We start from the raw sequence: 17,955 nt of genomic DNA, 5'->3' as shown, positions 1-17,955 counted from the left end.
TTAAAACCATTAAATTTACTCGAAAATTGCAAATAAAGGGCAAAAAAGTGCAATTTAATGATATAATATAAGAAATAAAGAAAAGAATTAAATAAAAAAATTAAAAATATTTAAATAGAGGAGAATTTTATGAAAGGTAAAACACATGCGGGAGTAGGGATAGCGGTGTTTTTATCTATATATAGTAGATTGCCAGGAAACTTTAGTTATTTAGGTTTGCTTGTAGTTTTTATATCCTCTTTACTTCCAGATATAGATCACCCAAAGAGTATATTCAATAAATATATACTACTTTTTAAAAATAAAGCTTCAAAAATAGCTTTCTATAGTTGTAGTGGTGTCTTGGTATTTTGGTATGACTATCTTTATACAAGAGAACCAGCCCTAAAGGCTTTAGCTATAATGCTAATAGTAATAGCTATATCTTCTCATAGGAATGGTCTTACCCACAGTCTATTTGGTATGATTATATTTGCATTTATAGCAGGCTATTTAGGAAATATGTATAATATACATTATATGGTATATTATCTCTTTATTGGTTATGGTAGCCATATTTTATGTGATATGGCCACTAATAGAGGGGTTCCACTTTTGTATCCCTTTAGCAAAAAAAAATTTAAATTTCCTTTAACCTATAAAAGTAATTCTAAAATAGCAACATTAATAGAGGCTATATTAACTACTTCAGTTTTAATATTAACAATATATAAGTTACCAATAATTTTTCCCAAATAATAGGAGTGATTAAGTGTTTGATTTAGAATATCAATTAAAAAATCTGCCAGATAAACCTGGAGTATATCTAATGAAAAATAATTTAGGGGAAATTATTTATGTAGGAAAAGCAAAAGTATTAAAAAATAGAGTAAGGCAATATTTTCAAAAATCACAAAAACATTCTGAAAAAGTTAAGGCTATGGTGAAAAATATAGAAGAATTTGAGTATATAATTACAGACTCAGAAATGGAAGCTTTAATATTAGAATGTAATTTAATAAAAAAATATAGACCAAAATATAATATACTTTTAAAGGATGATAAACATTATCCTTTTATAAAGGTTACATTATCCGAGGATTTTCCTAGAGTAATTTCTACAAGGAAGGTTACAAAGGACGGAAGTAAGTATTTTGGTCCCTATGTAGATGGGAATTCTGTTAAGGATATTATAGAATTAATAAAAAAGACGTTTCCAATAAGAACTTGCAAAAAAAATATAGTAGAGGGTGCTAAACTTATAAGGCCCTGCTTAAATTATCAAATAGGGCTATGCAAAGCTCCATGTGCTCAGTACATAAATAAAAGTGACTATAGAGAAATTATAGATGATGTTATAAAATTATTATCAGGAAAACAGCTAGATATAGTAGAAAATTTTAAAATAAACATGGAAAAAGCAGCGGAAAATTTAGAATTTGAAAAAGCAGCAATGTTAAGAGATAAAATAAATGTCATAGAAAAAATAGGGGAAAAACAAAAAATAATTTTGAATAATTTTGATAATGAAGATTACATATCATTATATAGTGATGAAAAGGATACATGTTTTCAAGTATTCTTTTTAAGAAACGGCAAAATAGTAGGAAGAGAACATTTTATTATAGAAGATACTTTTGATACTAATTCTTCTACTTTGATTTCTAATTTCTTAAAAGAATTTTATGGTGGTACTGCTTATATTCCTAAGATTATATATGTTCCTGATGTAGAAGATAGAGAATTATTAGAACAATGGCTGACATTAAAAAAGGAAAATAAATCTACAATTAAAGTACCAATAAAAGGAGAAAAAAAGAATATATTAGATTTAGTTCAAAAAAATGCTAGAACCACATTAGAAAATTTTAAATTGAAATATTTACAAGAGAAAGCTTTATATGATAATGTTTTAAAGGATTTAAAAAATATATTAAACCTAAAAGAAGAACCTATAAGAATAGAAGCTTTTGATATATCTAATATACAAGGATTTGATTCTGTGGGAAGCATGGTAGTTTTTGAAAAAGGCAGAGCAAAACCTAGTGATTATAGAAGATTTAAGATAAATACAGTAAAGGGTGCTGATGATTACAAAAGTATGAAAGAAATACTGACTAGAAGATTTCAGCATGGATTAAGTGAGATAAAGGCTATACAGGATAGAAAGTTAAATTTTAGTTCAGGAAAGTTTTCTGTTTTTCCAGATTTAATATTAATGGATGGTGGTAAAGGACAAGTAAATATTGCACTAGAGGTTTTAAATAGCTTTAATATAAATATACCTGTTTGTGGTATGGTTAAGGATAATAAACATAGAACTAGAGGTTTAATTTATAATGGAGAGGAAATAATTATAAATAAATATGGAAGTGTTATGAAGTTTATCACTAGAGTGCAAGATGAAGTTCATAGATTTGCCATAAGTTATCATAGGAGTTTAAGAGGAAAAAATAGTTTTCATTCTTTGTTAGATGATATCCCTAATATAGGAGAAAAAAGAAAAAAAGATTTACTTTTTAATTTTAAAAGCATAGATAACATAAAAAAAGCCACCTATGAAGAACTTTTGAGCATACCATCTATGGATAAAAAGTCAGCTGAAAGTGTACTTAAATTTTTTGAATAGAAATTTATAAGAAATGGTGCTTAAGCAAAAAGTATAAAATTATTGAGAGAAGGGTTAAAATGAAATATTTAGTAGATACACATACACATACAATAGTAAGTGGTCATGCATACACTACATTTTTAGAAAATGTACAAGAGGCTTCTAATATAGGGTTAAAAGTTTTAGGAACTACGGATCACGGGCCAAGTATGCCAGGGGGACCTAATTTATTTTATTTTAATAATTTTAGAGTTATGCCTAGAAAACTAAAGGGAGTAACTTTATTACATGGTTGCGAAGCTAATATTATAGATTTTAAAGGGATGCTAGATATTCCTGATTTTACTCAAAAAAAATTAGATGTAATCATAGCTAGTTTACATGATGTTTGTGTAAGACCTGGTAGCAGAGAAGAAAATACAGAGGCATTAATTAATGTTATGGAAAATCCTTATGTAGATATATTAGGGCATATTGGAAATCCTTCCTTTCCAATAAATGAAGAAGTAGTAGTAAAGAAGGCTAAAGAAAAAAATGTATTAATAGAAATAAATAACGGCTCTTTTGGTTCTAGAAAGGGCAGTGAAGAAACATGCAAAAAGGTGGCAAATTTATGTAAAAAGCATAAAGTAAATATTATAGTAGGTAGTGATTCACATGTTTCTTTTCAAATAGGAAGATTCCCTAAAGCTGATAATATGCTTAAAGAGGTAGGTATGCCAGAGGATCTTATTATAAATAATGAAGAGAATAAAATATTAAAATATTTAAAGAATAAAGGAAAGTTAAAGGATTTAAATCTTGATTAAGGGCTAAGCATACATTATACTAATAAGGGTATTTAATTTAGTAATAAAAAAATCAAGGAGAATGTGTTATGAACCAATATAAAAATTTTATCATGCAATTTCAAGATATAGTTGGAAATAATAATGTTTTAATAGATGAACCCATGAAAAATCATACTTCATTTAAAGTTGGGGGACCAGCAGATTTATTAATTACACCTACAACTTTAGAACAAGTAAAGGATAGTATTGCTTTATGTAAAAATAGTAGTATACCTTATTATATAATAGGGAATGGTTCAAATTTATTGGTAAGAGATGGTGGATTAAGAGGTGTAGTTATTAAGTTTTCAAAATTAGGCGATATAAAAGTAGAAGGAGATAGAGTAATGGCTCAAAGTGGAGCTCCTTTAACTAATATTTGTAATGAAGCCTTAAAAAGTAATTTAGGTGGACTGGAGTTTGCTTGTGGTATACCAGGTAGCGTAGGCGGAGCAGTTACGATGAATGCTGGTGCTTATAATGGAGAAATATCTCAAGTTATAGAAAGTGCTAAGGTTATAGATAAAGATGGAAATGTATTTTTACTAGACAAAGAACAGTTAGATTTAGGATATAGAATGAGTGCTATTCAAAAGTATCACTATATTGTTTTAGAAGTAACTTTCAGATTACATAATAGTGAATATGATACTATAAAAAATAGAATAATGGATTTAAATAGAAGAAGAACAGAAAAACAACCTTTAGAATATCCATCAGCAGGTAGTACTTTTAAAAGACCGGAAGGACATTTTGCAGCAAAACTTATAGAAGATACAGGTTTAAAAGGTAAATCTATAGGGGGAGCTCAGGTTTCAGAAAAACATTCTGGTTTTATAATAAATAAGGGAGGCGCTACTGCAGGGGACATATTAAATCTTATAGAATTTGTACAAAATAAGGTTAAAGAAAAATTTGAAGTAGATCTTCATACAGAAGTTAGAATAATTGGAGAGGAAAACAATTAAAATATGAGCAATAAGGGAAGTCTTAACAAATGGCTTCCCTAGTTTATTGTTAAATAGGTATATGATATAATTAAATAAAACATAAAATAATATTCCTTAATTTTAAAGGGAGGTAAAAGATGAGGTTTGTTATAGTTACAGGACTATCAGGAGCAGGAAAAACTCAGGCTATAAGAAGTTTAGAAGATTTAGGATTCTTCTGTGTGGATAATTTACCACCAACATTAATACCTAAGTTTGCAGAAGCTTGTTATCAAACAGAGGGTAAGATTAAAAAAATAGCTTTAGTTATAGATATAAGAGGTGGGAAATTTTTCGATGACCTATTTGAAAGTTTAAAATATTTAAAAGAAGAGGGATATAAATACGAGATTTTATTCTTAGATGCTTCCGATGAAGTTCTTATAAAGAGATTTAAAGAATCTAGAAGAAAGCATCCCTTGTCACCGGATGGAAGAATTTTAAATGGTATATCTATGGAAAGAAATAGATTGCGTGAAGTAAAAGATAGGGCAGATAATATAATAAACACTTCAGAACTTGCAACTAGAGAGCTTAGAGAAGCTATAAATGAAATATATGGAGAACAGGATCAAATAGAAAACCAACTTATTATAACTGTATTATCTTTTGGATTTAAGTATGGAATTCCTTTAGATTCTGATTTAGTATTTGATGTAAGATTTTTACCTAATCCTTACTATATAAAAGAACTTAAAGAATATTCAGGTAAAGATAAAAAAGTAAGTGATTATGTAATGAGCTTTGATGTGACAAATAAGTTTGTAAATAGATTAGAGGATATGTTAGACTTTTTGATACCAAATTATTTTAAAGAGGGTAAAAGACAATTAATAATTTCTATAGGTTGTACTGGAGGTAGACATCGTTCAGTAGCTATTGCTAACGCTATATATGAAGGATTAAAGTTAAAGGGACATAAAGTAAATATAGATCATAGAGACATAAATGAAGATATTCATAAAGGCGGTAAAAAGCTATGAAGCTTATAGACTGGTTAAGGCCTGGTATAAAAGTTAAACGATGGGTATTGTTAGCTATTATGGGTATCCTTTTAATAGTGTTTGGTATGTTAGAATTTGTTAGAAACAGATTTTATAGCAATTATTATATAGCTTTTTATGTATTTCTAATAGGTTCTGGAGTATTTGTACTATATATATCTGTAACTCAAGGAATGAAATCAATAATAGCCTTAGTGAATAAAGGATATTTAAATATATCTTTAGACTCTAAGAAACTAGAAAATTTGATATATGAGAAGAGACTATTAGTTAAAGGTCCTAAAATAGTCGCTATAGGTGGAGGAACCGGTTTATCTACCATGTTAAGAGGACTTAAATATTATACATCCAATATAACAGCTATTGTTACAGTTGCAGATGATGGTGGGGGTTCTGGTGAATTAAGAGAAGATTTAGGCATGTTACCCCCAGGAGATATAAGAAATTGTATATTATCTCTATCAGATACAGAACCTTTAATGGAGGAACTTTTACAATATAGGTTTACAGACGGAAGACTTAAAAACCAAAGCTTTGGTAATTTATTTTTAGCTGCTATGGATGGAATATCTAATAATTTTGAAGAAGCAGTTCAAAAGGTTAGTTCTGTTTTAGCTGTTACAGGAAAAGTTGTACCAGTAACTTTAGAAAATATAGTGTTAAAAGCTAAGCTAGAAAACAATATGATAGTAGAGGGAGAATCTAATATACCAGAGAAAAGTCTACAGCATAATAGTAAAATACAAAATGTATTTATAGAACCAGAAAACGCTAAGGCTTTATCTGAGGCTGTCACAGCTATAAAGGAAGCAGATGCTATTATATTAGGCCCTGGTAGCCTATATACTAGTGTTATTCCTAATTTATTAATAAAGGATATAAAAGAGGCTTTAAAGAAGACAAAAGCTCCTAAAATATATATATCAAATATAATGACTCAACCAGGAGAAACAGATAATTTTACTGTTTCGGATCATATAAAAACCATAAATAAACATTGTCATGGAAAAATGGTGGACTATGTAATAGTTAATGTAGGTCAAATAGATAAAGAGTTAGAAGAAAAATATAAGAAAAAAAAATCTAAGTTAGTAAAAATTGATGAAGAAAAGATAAGAGAATTAAATGTAGATGTAATAGGAGGCAATTTCTTGAAAGTTAAAAATGAATTGATAAGACACAATTCTGAAAAACTTGCTTCCATATTGATAGAAACTATAATGGAAAAGAAATTGTTATATGATAAGAAGAAAATAATAGAGTACTTCTATTTGTCAGAAAGATTAAAGGAAAATAAAAATAAGCAGAGGTAGAGAACTATGTCTTTTTCATTGAAAGTAAAAAATGAAGTATGTAAACATATAGAAATAAATAAACAAGAAGCCATAGCAGAATTATCAGCAATAATGAAGGTAAGTGGTACATTATTATTTACTAATAAACAATTTAATTTTAAAATAACTACCGAAAATGCAGCTATAGCGAGATTAGTTTTTAAAATTTTAAAAGAACATTTCGGTATCCATACAGAAATAATGATAAAGAAAAACAATTCTTTAAAAAAGAATAATATATATATTATATTGATATCTGAAGAAGAAGGAGTAAAATCCTTATTAAAAGAAGTTGGTATAATAAAAGAGACCATAAATGTATTTAGTTTAGATTACAACATACCTAAGAATATTATAGAATGTGATGAGTGCAGGAGAGCTTATATAAGAGGTGCTTTTTTAGGTGGAGGAAGTATAAGTAATCCGGAAAAAACATATCACTTAGAATTTGTTACTCATAATGAAGATTATGCCAAAGACTTAAGCAATTTAATAAATTCCTATAATTTAAATTCTAAAGTAATAAAAAGAAAAAATAGTTATATAATCTACTTAAAAGAAGGAGAACAGATAGTAGATTTATTAAATATAATAGGAGCTCATGCTTCATTACTAGAACTAGAAAATGTTAGAATAATGAAAGAAATGAGAAATAATGTTAATAGACTAGTAAACTGTGAGACTGCTAATTTAAGTAAGACAGTTAATGCTGCTGTACGACAAGTAGAAAGTATAAAGTTTATAGAAAGAGAAATAGGATTAGGAAGATTACCTAAAAATTTAAGAGACGTAGCAGAACTAAGAATTAAATATCCTGATGAGTCCTTAAGGGAATTAGGAAAGATGCTAAATCCACCAGTAGGGAAATCAGGAGTTAATCATAGGCTAAGAAGAATAGAGAAAATTGCAGATGAATTAAAACAAGGAATTTAAAATAAAAAAATAATATAGTATTTTTTATAAAAGAGGGTATCTCCAAATAGATTTGATTTTAAAGATATCCTCTTTATTTGAGTTATATAAAATTTAAGATTATAATAAAATAACAAAGAGCAAAATTCGTTCTTGGTTTTGTATTTCCTTAGGAAGGAGGGGTACTATGGAAGAAAATCGATTAGATGAAGAGAAGCCGGAGTGGGTAAGTTTACATCAACATACAGAATATTCATTGTTGGATTCTTCAGCAAAAATATCAGATCTTATAAAGAGAGCAAAAGAATTTGGGATGAAAAGTATTGCTATTACAGATCATGGCGTTATGTATGGATGTGTAGATTTTTATAAAGAAGCAATAAAACAAGGAATAAAGCCTATAATAGGTTGTGAAATATATGTAGCTGCAAAATCTATGTATATAAAACAACAAGATAAAGAAAATGAAACACATCATTTAGTGTTACTTGTAAAAAATGAAATAGGATATAAAAACTTAATGGAAATAGTATCAAAAGCATCTGTAGAGGGTTTCTATTATAAACCTAGAGTAGATCATGAATTTTTAAAAGAACATAGTGAAGGGTTAATAGCCTTAAGTGCATGTTTAGGGGGAGAAGTTCAAGCTAATATATTAAAGGCAAATTTAGAGAAATCTAAAAAAGCAGCATTAATCTATAAAGATATTTTTAAAGAAGGCTTTTATTTAGAACTTCAATATCATGGTATGGAAGAACAATTAAAGGTTAATGAAACATTAGTACAAATGTCTAAGGAGTTAGATATACCTTTAGTAGCTACAAATGATGTCCATTATATAAGAAAAGAAGATTATAAATCCCATGATATATTATTATGCATACAAACAGGTAAAACTGTAGAAGAAGAAAATAGAATGAGGTATCCATCTGATCAGTTTTATTTAAAGTCACCAGAGGAAATGTATGAAACCTTTTCTTATGCACCAGAGGCTTTAGAAAATACAGTTAAGATATCAGAAGAATGCAATTTTGATTATAATTTTCATGAATCAAAATTACCTAGGTTTCCATTAGAAGAAGGGATAGACCCCTATGAGTACTTAAGAGAAATATGCTTTAAAGGGCTATTTTCAAGATATGATATACTAAAGGATTTTATGAATAAACCTTTTAGTGTAGATGAAGTTTTAGCCTATGGGGCTGAAAATAAAGAAGCTTTTGATTTAATAGAAAGATTAAATTATGAGTTATCTATAATAAAACAAATGGGATATGTAGATTATTTTTTAATAGTATGGGATTTTATAAGATTTGCCAATGAAAAAGGTATAATGACAGGGCCAGGAAGAGGGTCTGCCGCAGGATCTTTAGTAGCTTATACCTTAGGAATAACTAAGATTGATCCTATTAAATACAATCTAATATTTGAAAGATTTCTAAATCCGGATCGTATCTCTATGCCTGATATAGATAGTGATTTTTGTTATGAAAGAAGAGGAGAAGTTATAGATTATGTGGTAGAGAAATATGGGAAAGCCAATGTATCACAAATAATAACTTTTGGAACTATGGCTGCAAGAGCTTGTATAAGAGATGTAGGAAGAGCTATGAATTATCCTTATGCAGAAGTAGACAGAATAGCTAAAATGATACCTACTGTTTTAAATATAACTATAAATAAAGCTTTAGAGTTAAATCCAGAATTAAAAGAAGCCTATGATAATGAAGAAAGAGTTAAAGAGCTAATAGATGTGGCAAGGGCTTTAGAAGGGCTTCCAAGACATACATCTACTCATGCTGCAGGGGTAGTTATAGCATCACAACCCTTAGTAAATTATGTACCACTTCAAAAAAATGAAGAAAGTATAGTAACACAATTTACAATGGGTACTTTGGAAGAACTAGGACTTTTAAAGATGGATTTTCTTGGACTTAGGACTCTTACTGTTATGAGAGATGCAGTAAGAATTATAAAAGAAAATAAAGGAATAGATATTGATTTAGATACTATTGATTTTGAAGATAAAGAAGTTTACAAAATGATAGGACAGGGTAAGACTGTAGGGGTATTTCAATTAGAGTCTGCTGGAATGACATCCTTTATGAAAGAGTTAAAACCAGATTCACTAGAAGATATAATAGCAGGAATAAGTTTATATAGACCAGGTCCTATGGCTGAAATACCAAGATATATAGCTAATAAAAATAATCCTTTAAATATAGAATATGCAACAGAGAAACTAGAACCTATATTGTCTGTTACATACAATTGTATAGTTTATCAAGAGCAGGTTATGCAGATAGTTAGGGATTTGGCAGGATACTCTATGGGACGTAGTGACTTGGTAAGACGTGCCATGTCTAAGAAAAAACATGATGTAATGGAACTAGAAAGAAAAAATTTCATATATGGTAATAAAGAAGAAGGGGTAAGAGGATGCATAAATAATGGTATAGATGAAAAAGTAGCTAATAATTTATTTGATTCTATGATGGACTTTGCTTCCTATGCATTTAACAAATCCCACGCAGCAGCTTATGCTGTAGTAGGTTTCCAGACAGCCTACTTAATTAGATATTATCCTACAGAGTTTATTGCAGCTATGTTAAATAGTGTAAAGGGTGATAGTGATAAGGTATCTTTTTATGTTAATTTTGCAGAAATTTTAGGAATAGAAATAGTAGCACCCAATATAAATGAAAGCTATAGTAATTTTACAGTAAAAGATAATAGAATAATATTTGGATTAACTGCAGTAAAAAATGTAGGAGAAAAGGGTATAGATAATATAGTTTTATCTAGAGAACAAAAGGGGAAATTTACAGATTTAAGTGATTTTTTTAATAAAGTAGATACTTCAATTATAAACAAAAGGTTAGTAGAAAGCTTAATAAAAGCAGGAGCCTTTGATTGTTTAAATATATATCGCTCTAAAATGCTAGCTGTTTTTGAAAAAATAATGGATGGTATACAAAAGCAAAAAAGAAACAATATAGAAGGCCAGGTTAATTTATTCATGGATATTATGGATAACAAAGAAAGTAGTATGGATATAAAATATCCTAATATAAAGGAATTTGACAAAAAATACATACTTCAAATGGAAAAAGAAATGACAGGATTATATTTTTCTGGTCATCCATTGGAAGAATATGAAGAAACATTAAAAGTTCAAATAAGTCATCATATATCAGATATTATTTCTAAGGAATCTTTAGAAGGAAACATGGTAGATGCTATAAATAGTATAAAAGATGGAGATAAAGTAATAGTAGGTGGTATGATTACACACGTAAGTAAAAAATTAACTAGGAATAATGATATGATGGCATTTATAGTATTAGAAGATTTATATTCCAGTATAGAAGTTATAGTATTCCCTAAAATTTTTAATATGACTAGAAGTATAATAAATGAAGATGAAGTAGTTTTATTAAAAGGAAGAGTAAGTTTAAGGGAGGATGAACAGCCAAAACTAATTTGTGAAGTTATGGAACCTCTTATAAAAATTAATTCTGAGAAACTATATATATTAGTAGAAGAAAAAAATGATATAAAATTAAAGCTACAGGAAACAAAAGGTGTATTTTTGCAACATAAGGGTAATATTCCTGTATATTTTTGTACAAATAAAGAAAGAAAAAAGTTTAGAATTGATAGAGAGCTTTGGGTAAATGGAAGCATAGAATTGATGGATGATTTAAGAAATATGTTTGGAGAAAATAATGTAAAAATACTTTAATTGAGTATTGTGTATAATTTTTTAAATAAAATGAAAAATATTAGAAGAAGTGTTTCTTCTAATATTTTTTTATGAATTTTTAATAGAGAATTATTTTGAGATATATTAAAGTTAAATAAAAACATATATTAAAAAAGCATAAGGTATGTTATAATTAAAAATATACAAAACAGAATATCATTAGGTTTATAATATAAGTGGGACTACAAATGTCCCAGCGGTCGTAGGAGGTATTTAGCATATGAAAACTATAGCTGTATTAACAAGTGGTGGAGATGCACCAGGAATGAATGCTGCTATCAGAGCAGTAGTTAGAACAGGTTTAGAAAAAGGTTTAAAAGTAATGGGAATTCAAAGAGGATATAATGGGCTTATAAATGGAGAAATATTTGAAATGGATACTCATAGCGTATCTGATATAATACAAAGGGGCGGTACTATATTAAGAACTGCTCGTTGTGAAGAATTTAGAACAGAGCAGGGAAGAGAAAAGGCTGCTAAAATATTAAGAGCTTTTGGTATTGACGGATTAGTTGTAATTGGTGGAGACGGTTCTTTTCATGGAGCCCAATTATTATCTAAGCTGGGAATAAATACTGTTGGACTACCAGGTACTATAGATAATGATTTAGCATATACAGATTATACAATCGGTTTTGATACATCTATAAATACAGTTTTAGATGCTATAAATAAGCTTAGAGATACATCTACTTCTCATGAAAGAGTAAGTGTAGTAGAAGTTATGGGTAGAAATTGCGGAGATATAGCATTATATACAGGAGTAGCTGGTGGAGCAGAAAGTATTATAATACCAGAAAAAGAGTATAATGCAGATAAACTATGCAAACAAATATTACAAGGAAAATTAAAAGGCAAAATGCACAATTTAGTTTTATTAGCAGAAGGTGTTGGAGGAGCTAATGAATTAGCAAAATATATAGAAGAAGTTACAGGAATAGAAACAAGATCTACAATATTAGGACATATACAAAGAGGTGGAAGTCCAACTTGTATGGATAGAATATTGGCTTCAAGAATGGCTTATAAAGCAGTGGAATTATTGATTAGTGGTAAATCTTCAAGAGTAGTTGGTATAAAAAATGGGAAAATAATTGATATGGATATAGATGAAGCTTTATCAGTAGAGAGAAGTTTTGACCAAGAACTATATGACATATCAACTACTTTATCCAAATAATGTAAAAGTTTAGATTTTGAGGAGGCGTTTTATATGCAAAAAACTAAAATGATATTTACAATAGGTCCTGCAAGTTCAACAGAAGAAGTGGTATCAAAATTAATAGAAGCGGGCATGAGCGTATCAAGACACAATTTTTCTCATGGATCACATCCTGAACACAAAGAAAGAATGATGATGATTAAGAAATTAAGAGAAAAACATAACAAACACATAGCTATTATGTTAGATACTAAAGGACCAGAAATAAGAACAGGCAATTTCTCAGTGGATAAAGTGGAGTTAAAAGAAGGAGCAGAATTTATAATATATTGTGGAGAAGACATAATAGGTGATGAAACAAAATGTTCTATTACTTATGATGAGCTACATAAAGATGTAGTTAAAGGAAATAAAATATTAATAGACGACGGACTAGTAGAGTTAGAAGTTGAATCAGTAAAAGATAATAAAATTCATACAATAGTTAAAAACTCAGGAACTGTTTCAAATCATAAGGGAGTAAATGTTCCAGGAGTTTCAGTATCACTTCCAGCAGTTACTGAAAAAGATATAGAAGATTTAAAATTTGGATGCGAAGTAGGAGTAGATTTAATAAGTGCATCTTTTATAAGAAAAGCCTCTGATGTGTTAGCTATAAGAAAAATATTGGAAGAAAATGGTGGAAATGAAATACAGATAATCTCTAAGATAGAAAATCAAGAGGGTGTTGACAATATAGATGAGATAATAAAATTCTCTGATGGAATAATGGTAGCTAGAGGAGATATGGGAGTTGAAATTCCTATAGAAGAGGTTCCAATAGTTCAAAAAAGAATAATAGAAAAATGTAATAAAGCAGGCAAGCCTGTAATTACAGCAACTCAAATGTTAGATTCTATGATAAGAAACCCTAGACCAACAAGAGCTGAAGCCTCAGACATAGCCAATGCAATATTTGATGGAACAGATGCCATAATGTTAAGTGGAGAATCAGCAAATGGAAAGTATCCAGTAGAAGCTGCAACAACTATGTCTAGAATAGCTAAAACTGCAGAAGCAAAATTAAATTATGATGCTATATTAAGTAAGATGAGAGAAAGTCATATATTAAATGTTCCTAATGCTATAAGCTTATCGGCATGTACTACAGCATCAGAATTAAATGCTACAGCTATAATTACAGCAACTCAAAGCGGACATACTGCAAAAATGGTATCAAAATATAGGCCACAATGCCCTATTATAGCAGTAACACCGAATGAAGTAGTTGCTAGAAAATTAGCATTAAATTGGGGAGTAGTACCACTATTAACAGAAACATTTAATTCTACAGATGAACTTATAGATAAATCTGTTAATAAATCTTTAGAAGAAGGATATGTTAAAAATGGTGACTTAGTTGTTATAGCAGGTGGAATACCAGTATCTTATTCAGGAACAACTAATATGTTAAAAGTTCACATAGTGGGAGATATATTATCCCAAGGAAGAGGTTCAGGAACTAGACCAACTTATGGAAATGTAAAGGTAGTAAAAAGTCCTTCAGAAGCAGAAGATATAGTTGAAAGAGATGATATATTAGTAGTAAAAAATTTAGATAGAAGATATATGACTATTTTAGATAGAGTATCAGGCATAGTGGCTGAAGAAGGTGGAATAACATCACACTTAGCTATAGAATGTATAGCAAGAGATATTCCATTCATATGTAATGCAGGTGGAGCTATGGATGTTTTAAAAACAGGAACATATGTAACACTTGATACAGTAAGAGGAATAGTGTACAACGGAAGAGCTAATATAGTTTAAATATAATAAAAATTTTATATACTAAAATAAAGAGTCAATTTGGAAAAATTAAACTTTCCATTTGGACTCTTTAATTTTATTTTCTTGACATTAAAGTATTAGGTAACCTATAATTTTCTTTACTAGGTATTAAGGAGGAAGAAAAATGAAGTATAAGGGGTTAGGTAATACTGGGTTACAGGTTTCTGTGGTAGCTTTTGGAGGTATAGCTATTCAGAAAATAATCTGTGAAGAAGCAACTAAGGTTATACACAAAGCAGAAGAACTGGGCATGAATTTTATAGATACTGCAAGACTCTATACAGTTTCAGAAGAGTATATAGGTTATGCATTAGATGGAAGAAGAGATAAATGGATTATAGCTACAAAATCTATGGCTAGAGATAGAAATTCTATGATAAAAGAAACAAATACAAGTTTTAAAAATTTAAGAACAGATTATATAGATTTATATCAATTTCACAACGTGAAAACCTTAGAAGATTACAACAAAATATTAAGTGAAGATGGAGCATATAAAGTATTAGAAGAACTTAAACAAGAAGGAAAGATAGGTCATATAGGAATTACATCACATAGTGGAGATGTGCTCAAAGTAGCTATAGAAAGTGGAAAATTTGAAACTATTATGTATCCTTATAATATAGTAGAAAGACAAGGGAAAGAACTGTTTAAAAGAGCACAGGAGTTAAACATAGGAGTAATAGATATGAAACCTATGGCAGGTGGAGCTCTTAATAATGGAACTTTAGCTTTAAGATATGTACTAAGTAATAAAAATATAACTACAGCCATACCAGGTATGGCAAATTTAAAAGAAGTAGAGGAAAATTCAGTATGTGGTAATGAAGATATAGTTTTAACAGAAGAAGAAAAAATAGAATGTGATAAAATATTTAATGAGTTAGGAACAAAATTTTGTAGAAGATGTGGATATTGTGCTCCTTGTACAAAAAATATAGATATTCCGGGAATATTTGTATTAGAAGCTTATAAGGTTAGATATGGATTACCAGATTGGGCAGATGGGAGATATTTCAATTTAGAAGCTAGGGCAAAGGATTGTATAGAATGTGGAGCCTGTGAAAAGAGATGCCCTTATGATTTACCTATAATAGAAATGCTAAAGAGAGTAAGATTAGAATTTGAAGAATAAAGTTTATTGTAAAATAAAAATAACATTTTTATAAAATTTTAAAAAAGTGTAATATTTTTATTGAAAGTTTTATATAATATATTGTATAATAATATGATATGTGTCAAAAATAAAATAATAGGGAATAATAGGCAACTGATCTTCTTTAGCACCTTTACGGTGCTCTTTTTGTTTTTATAATAAAATTTTTTTTTATAAATTATTTTATATATTATGTTGCAAAATTCTCTTAACATAGACATATATAATAAAAATATCTTATATATTATGAATACAAAAGCCTTATTAACAAAAACTAAGGATATATTTTTGTTAGGAGGTAATTAGGATGGATAAATTAATCTGTAGTGCTGAAAATTGTATAAATAATTTACAAGGGCGCTGTACAGCACATTCTATAGAAGTAGAGAATAATGATTCTCATAGTCAATGCAAAACCTTTGCAGCAAAAGGAGGCATCGAAACTATGAGTAGATTTCATAATACAAATTTAATAGAAGGATTTAAAGATATTTTTACAGAGGAAAGCGATATGGTTCCAGAAGTTAATTGTGAAGTTTATAGTTGTGTTCATAATAATGATAGAAGATGTAATGCAGATGCCATAGAGATAAATGGAGATGAGATAAGAACAAGAAACAGTAGTGAAACTATTTGTTCAACTTATAAAAGAGAAAAATAAACTGCATTTTAAAATATTTATTATAGTTCTTGATTATAAAATTTTATTTTAAATTGTATAAATAGAAATAGTATATAAAAAATATAAAGATAAATTTATAAAATAATTATAAATTTGTTTGAAATATTGTTATAATTTATATATTGGAAAGAATCTATGGATAGATAGTTTAATTGTTACTATTTATCCTGTGTTTTTGTTATGATATAAAATTACATAAATGGAGAGAGAGTATGAAAAGAAATATACCTGTAGAAAAAAATAAAGAATACAATTTAGACATAATAGGCACTGGATTTGAAGGAGAGGGAGTAAGTAAAATTGATGATTTTACAGTATTTATCCCAGGAGCCATGGAAGGAGAAAGTGCATTAACAAGAATAGTTAAAGTAAATAAAAACTTTGCCTTTGGAAAGATTATAAAATTAAATAAAGCATCAGAAAATAGGGTGGAATCTGTATGTCCTATATATAAACAGTGTGGAGGATGTCAAGTTCAACACTATAGTTATAAGGCTCAATTAGATTTTAAAAAGCAAAGAGTTATAGATTCACTAAAAAGAATAGGTAAACTAGATATAGATAAAATAAAAATAGAGGATACTATTGGTATGGGAAACCCTTACAGATATAGAAATAAAATTCAAATGCCTGTAAGATTTGAAAAAGGTGAAATAAAAATAGGATTTTATAGACCAAGAACTCATGAAGTAGCAGATGTAAAAGAATGTTTTATACAAGATGAACAAGCAGATAAAATCATACAAATAATAAGAAATTGGATGGGAAAATATAATATATCTGCCTACAATGAAGAAATAGGAAAAGGATTTATAAGGCATATAATGGTAAGGAAAGCCTTTAAAAATAAAGAACTTATGTTAGTTATTGTAACTAATAAAGAAAAGGAGATACCTCACAAAGAAGAATTAATAGATGAAGTAATAAAGGAACTACCTAATATGAAAAGTATAATACAAAATGTAAATTCTAAAAAAACTAATGTAATTTTAGGAGAAAAGTGTATTACATTATGGGGAAAAGATACCATAACTGACTATATAGATAAATTTAAATTTAATATATCTCCATTATCTTTCTTTCAAGTAAATCCCATACAAACAGAGATATTGTATAAAAAAGCCTTAGAATTTGCAGATCTAAAAGGAGAAGAAATAGTATTCGATGCTTATTGTGGCACAGGAACTATATCCTTATTTTTATCGCAAAAAGCTAAAAAAGTATACGGAGTAGAAATAATAAAAGAAGCTATAGACAACGCAAAGGATAATGCAAAAGAAAATAAGATAGATAATGCAGAATTTTTTGTAGGAAAATCAGAAGAAGTTATACCAGATTTAATAAATAAAGGCATAAAAGCTGATGTAATAGTTGTAGATCCACCAAGAAAAGGATGCGAAAAAACCTTACTAGAAGCTATAGCAGATATAAAACCTAAAAGAATAGTATATGTATCCTGTGATCCAGGAACTTTGGCTAGAGACTTAAGTATATTAAATGGATTAGGTTATGGAACTAAAGAAGTACAACCAGTAGATATGTTCCCCCAAACTGCTCATGTAGAGACTATTGTGTTGATAGAACGAGTCGATACGTAGAAATCCTTTGTTTTGGGCACTTTTTTAAGCATATCGTCTTCACAGGTGAGGGGGATAAAATCAGAGATAAGGTCATTGAAAAGTATATCAATGTTTCTGTTA

General features: G+C 28.6%; 13 protein-coding genes. All 13 read left to right on the top strand.

Annotated elements, in window-relative coordinates; genetic code table 11:
* The first annotated feature begins 129 nt into the window (after window positions 1-129).
* The 13 genes from ACYUDJ_RS12530 (at window position 130) to rlmD (ending at window position 17,853) form a co-directional block, all read left to right on the top strand.
* The gene (locus tag ACYUDJ_RS12530; RefSeq protein ID WP_003483078.1) at window positions 130-738 is read left to right on the top strand and encodes a metal-dependent hydrolase; all 609 of its coding nucleotides are present in this window, start codon (window positions 130-132) and stop codon (window positions 736-738) included.
* A gap of 13 nt (window positions 739-751) precedes the next feature.
* Entirely contained in the window at window positions 752-2,608 is a 1,857-nt protein-coding gene (gene uvrC / locus ACYUDJ_RS12525) for an excinuclease ABC subunit UvrC (protein WP_043032577.1), read from the top strand.
* 59 nt (window positions 2,609-2,667) lie between these two features.
* A complete protein-coding gene (locus ACYUDJ_RS12520) occupies window positions 2,668-3,399 on the top strand; it encodes a phosphatase (RefSeq protein WP_043032576.1) in 732 nt (243 codons plus the stop codon).
* A 68-nt stretch (window positions 3,400-3,467) separates the two neighbouring features.
* Window positions 3,468-4,388, top strand: coding sequence for a UDP-N-acetylmuramate dehydrogenase (gene murB / locus ACYUDJ_RS12515; protein ID WP_043032575.1), 921 nt, complete (start codon window positions 3,468-3,470; stop codon window positions 4,386-4,388).
* A 119-nt stretch (window positions 4,389-4,507) separates the two neighbouring features.
* Complete coding sequence (gene rapZ / locus ACYUDJ_RS12510) at window positions 4,508-5,392, top strand: RNase adapter RapZ (protein WP_030037126.1); 885 nt, start codon at window positions 4,508-4,510, stop codon at window positions 5,390-5,392.
* On the top strand, window positions 5,389-6,726 hold the full coding sequence (locus ACYUDJ_RS12505) for a gluconeogenesis factor YvcK family protein (protein ID WP_003483084.1): 1,338 nt from the start codon (window positions 5,389-5,391) through the stop codon (window positions 6,724-6,726). The genes rapZ and ACYUDJ_RS12505 overlap by 4 nt, the downstream gene beginning before the upstream one ends.
* Window positions 6,727-6,732: 6 nt before the next feature.
* Window positions 6,733-7,680 (top strand): DNA-binding protein WhiA, encoded by a 948-nt coding sequence (gene whiA / locus ACYUDJ_RS12500; RefSeq protein ID WP_030037122.1) that lies wholly within the window; start codon window positions 6,733-6,735, stop codon window positions 7,678-7,680.
* Window positions 7,681-7,846: 166 nt separating this feature from the next.
* The gene (locus ACYUDJ_RS12495; RefSeq protein WP_043032574.1) at window positions 7,847-11,404 is read left to right on the top strand and encodes a DNA polymerase III subunit alpha; all 3,558 of its coding nucleotides are present in this window, start codon (window positions 7,847-7,849) and stop codon (window positions 11,402-11,404) included.
* A gap of 241 nt (window positions 11,405-11,645) precedes the next feature.
* Complete coding sequence (pfkA, locus tag ACYUDJ_RS12490; protein WP_043032573.1) at window positions 11,646-12,605, top strand: 6-phosphofructokinase; 960 nt, start codon at window positions 11,646-11,648, stop codon at window positions 12,603-12,605.
* A gap of 33 nt (window positions 12,606-12,638) precedes the next feature.
* A complete protein-coding gene (gene pyk, locus ACYUDJ_RS12485) occupies window positions 12,639-14,396 on the top strand; it encodes a pyruvate kinase (RefSeq protein WP_003483091.1) in 1,758 nt (585 codons plus the stop codon).
* A 145-nt stretch (window positions 14,397-14,541) separates the two neighbouring features.
* The gene (locus tag ACYUDJ_RS12480; protein WP_043032572.1) at window positions 14,542-15,552 is read left to right on the top strand and encodes an aldo/keto reductase; all 1,011 of its coding nucleotides are present in this window, start codon (window positions 14,542-14,544) and stop codon (window positions 15,550-15,552) included.
* Between the two features lie 328 nt (window positions 15,553-15,880).
* Window positions 15,881-16,234: a DUF1540 domain-containing protein gene (locus ACYUDJ_RS12475; RefSeq protein ID WP_043032571.1), complete on the top strand. Its 354-nt coding sequence runs from the start codon at window positions 15,881-15,883 to the stop codon at window positions 16,232-16,234.
* A gap of 233 nt (window positions 16,235-16,467) precedes the next feature.
* The gene (gene rlmD, locus ACYUDJ_RS12470; protein ID WP_043032570.1) at window positions 16,468-17,853 is read left to right on the top strand and encodes a 23S rRNA (uracil(1939)-C(5))-methyltransferase RlmD; all 1,386 of its coding nucleotides are present in this window, start codon (window positions 16,468-16,470) and stop codon (window positions 17,851-17,853) included.
* Window positions 17,854-17,955 lie beyond the last annotated feature (102 nt).

Source organism: Clostridium sp. CTA-6, assembly GCF_054768115.1.
Note: the sequence above shows the minus strand (reverse complement) of the source record. Positions and strands in the feature narration are given on the sequence as shown.

Bases quoted from the DNA above. Each gene is read 5' to 3' on its own strand.
- ACYUDJ_RS12520 (WP_043032576.1), top strand. From the start codon at position 2,668: ATGAAATATTTAGTAGATACACATACACATACAATAGTAAGTGGTCAT.
- pfkA (WP_043032573.1), top strand. From the start codon at position 11,646: ATGAAAACTATAGCTGTATTAACAAGTGGTGGAGATGCACCAGGAATG.
- ACYUDJ_RS12495 (WP_043032574.1), top strand. From the start codon at position 7,847: ATGGAAGAAAATCGATTAGATGAAGAGAAGCCGGAGTGGGTAAGTTTA.
- ACYUDJ_RS12480 (WP_043032572.1), top strand. From the start codon at position 14,542: ATGAAGTATAAGGGGTTAGGTAATACTGGGTTACAGGTTTCTGTGGTA.
- ACYUDJ_RS12475 (WP_043032571.1), top strand. From the start codon at position 15,881: ATGGATAAATTAATCTGTAGTGCTGAAAATTGTATAAATAATTTACAA.
- ACYUDJ_RS12505 (WP_003483084.1), top strand. From the start codon at position 5,389: ATGAAGCTTATAGACTGGTTAAGGCCTGGTATAAAAGTTAAACGATGG.
- pyk (WP_003483091.1), top strand. From the start codon at position 12,639: ATGCAAAAAACTAAAATGATATTTACAATAGGTCCTGCAAGTTCAACA.
- whiA (WP_030037122.1), top strand. From the start codon at position 6,733: ATGTCTTTTTCATTGAAAGTAAAAAATGAAGTATGTAAACATATAGAA.
- murB (WP_043032575.1), top strand. From the start codon at position 3,468: ATGAACCAATATAAAAATTTTATCATGCAATTTCAAGATATAGTTGGA.
- ACYUDJ_RS12530 (WP_003483078.1), top strand. From the start codon at position 130: ATGAAAGGTAAAACACATGCGGGAGTAGGGATAGCGGTGTTTTTATCT.
- rapZ (WP_030037126.1), top strand. From the start codon at position 4,508: ATGAGGTTTGTTATAGTTACAGGACTATCAGGAGCAGGAAAAACTCAG.
- rlmD (WP_043032570.1), top strand. From the start codon at position 16,468: ATGAAAAGAAATATACCTGTAGAAAAAAATAAAGAATACAATTTAGAC.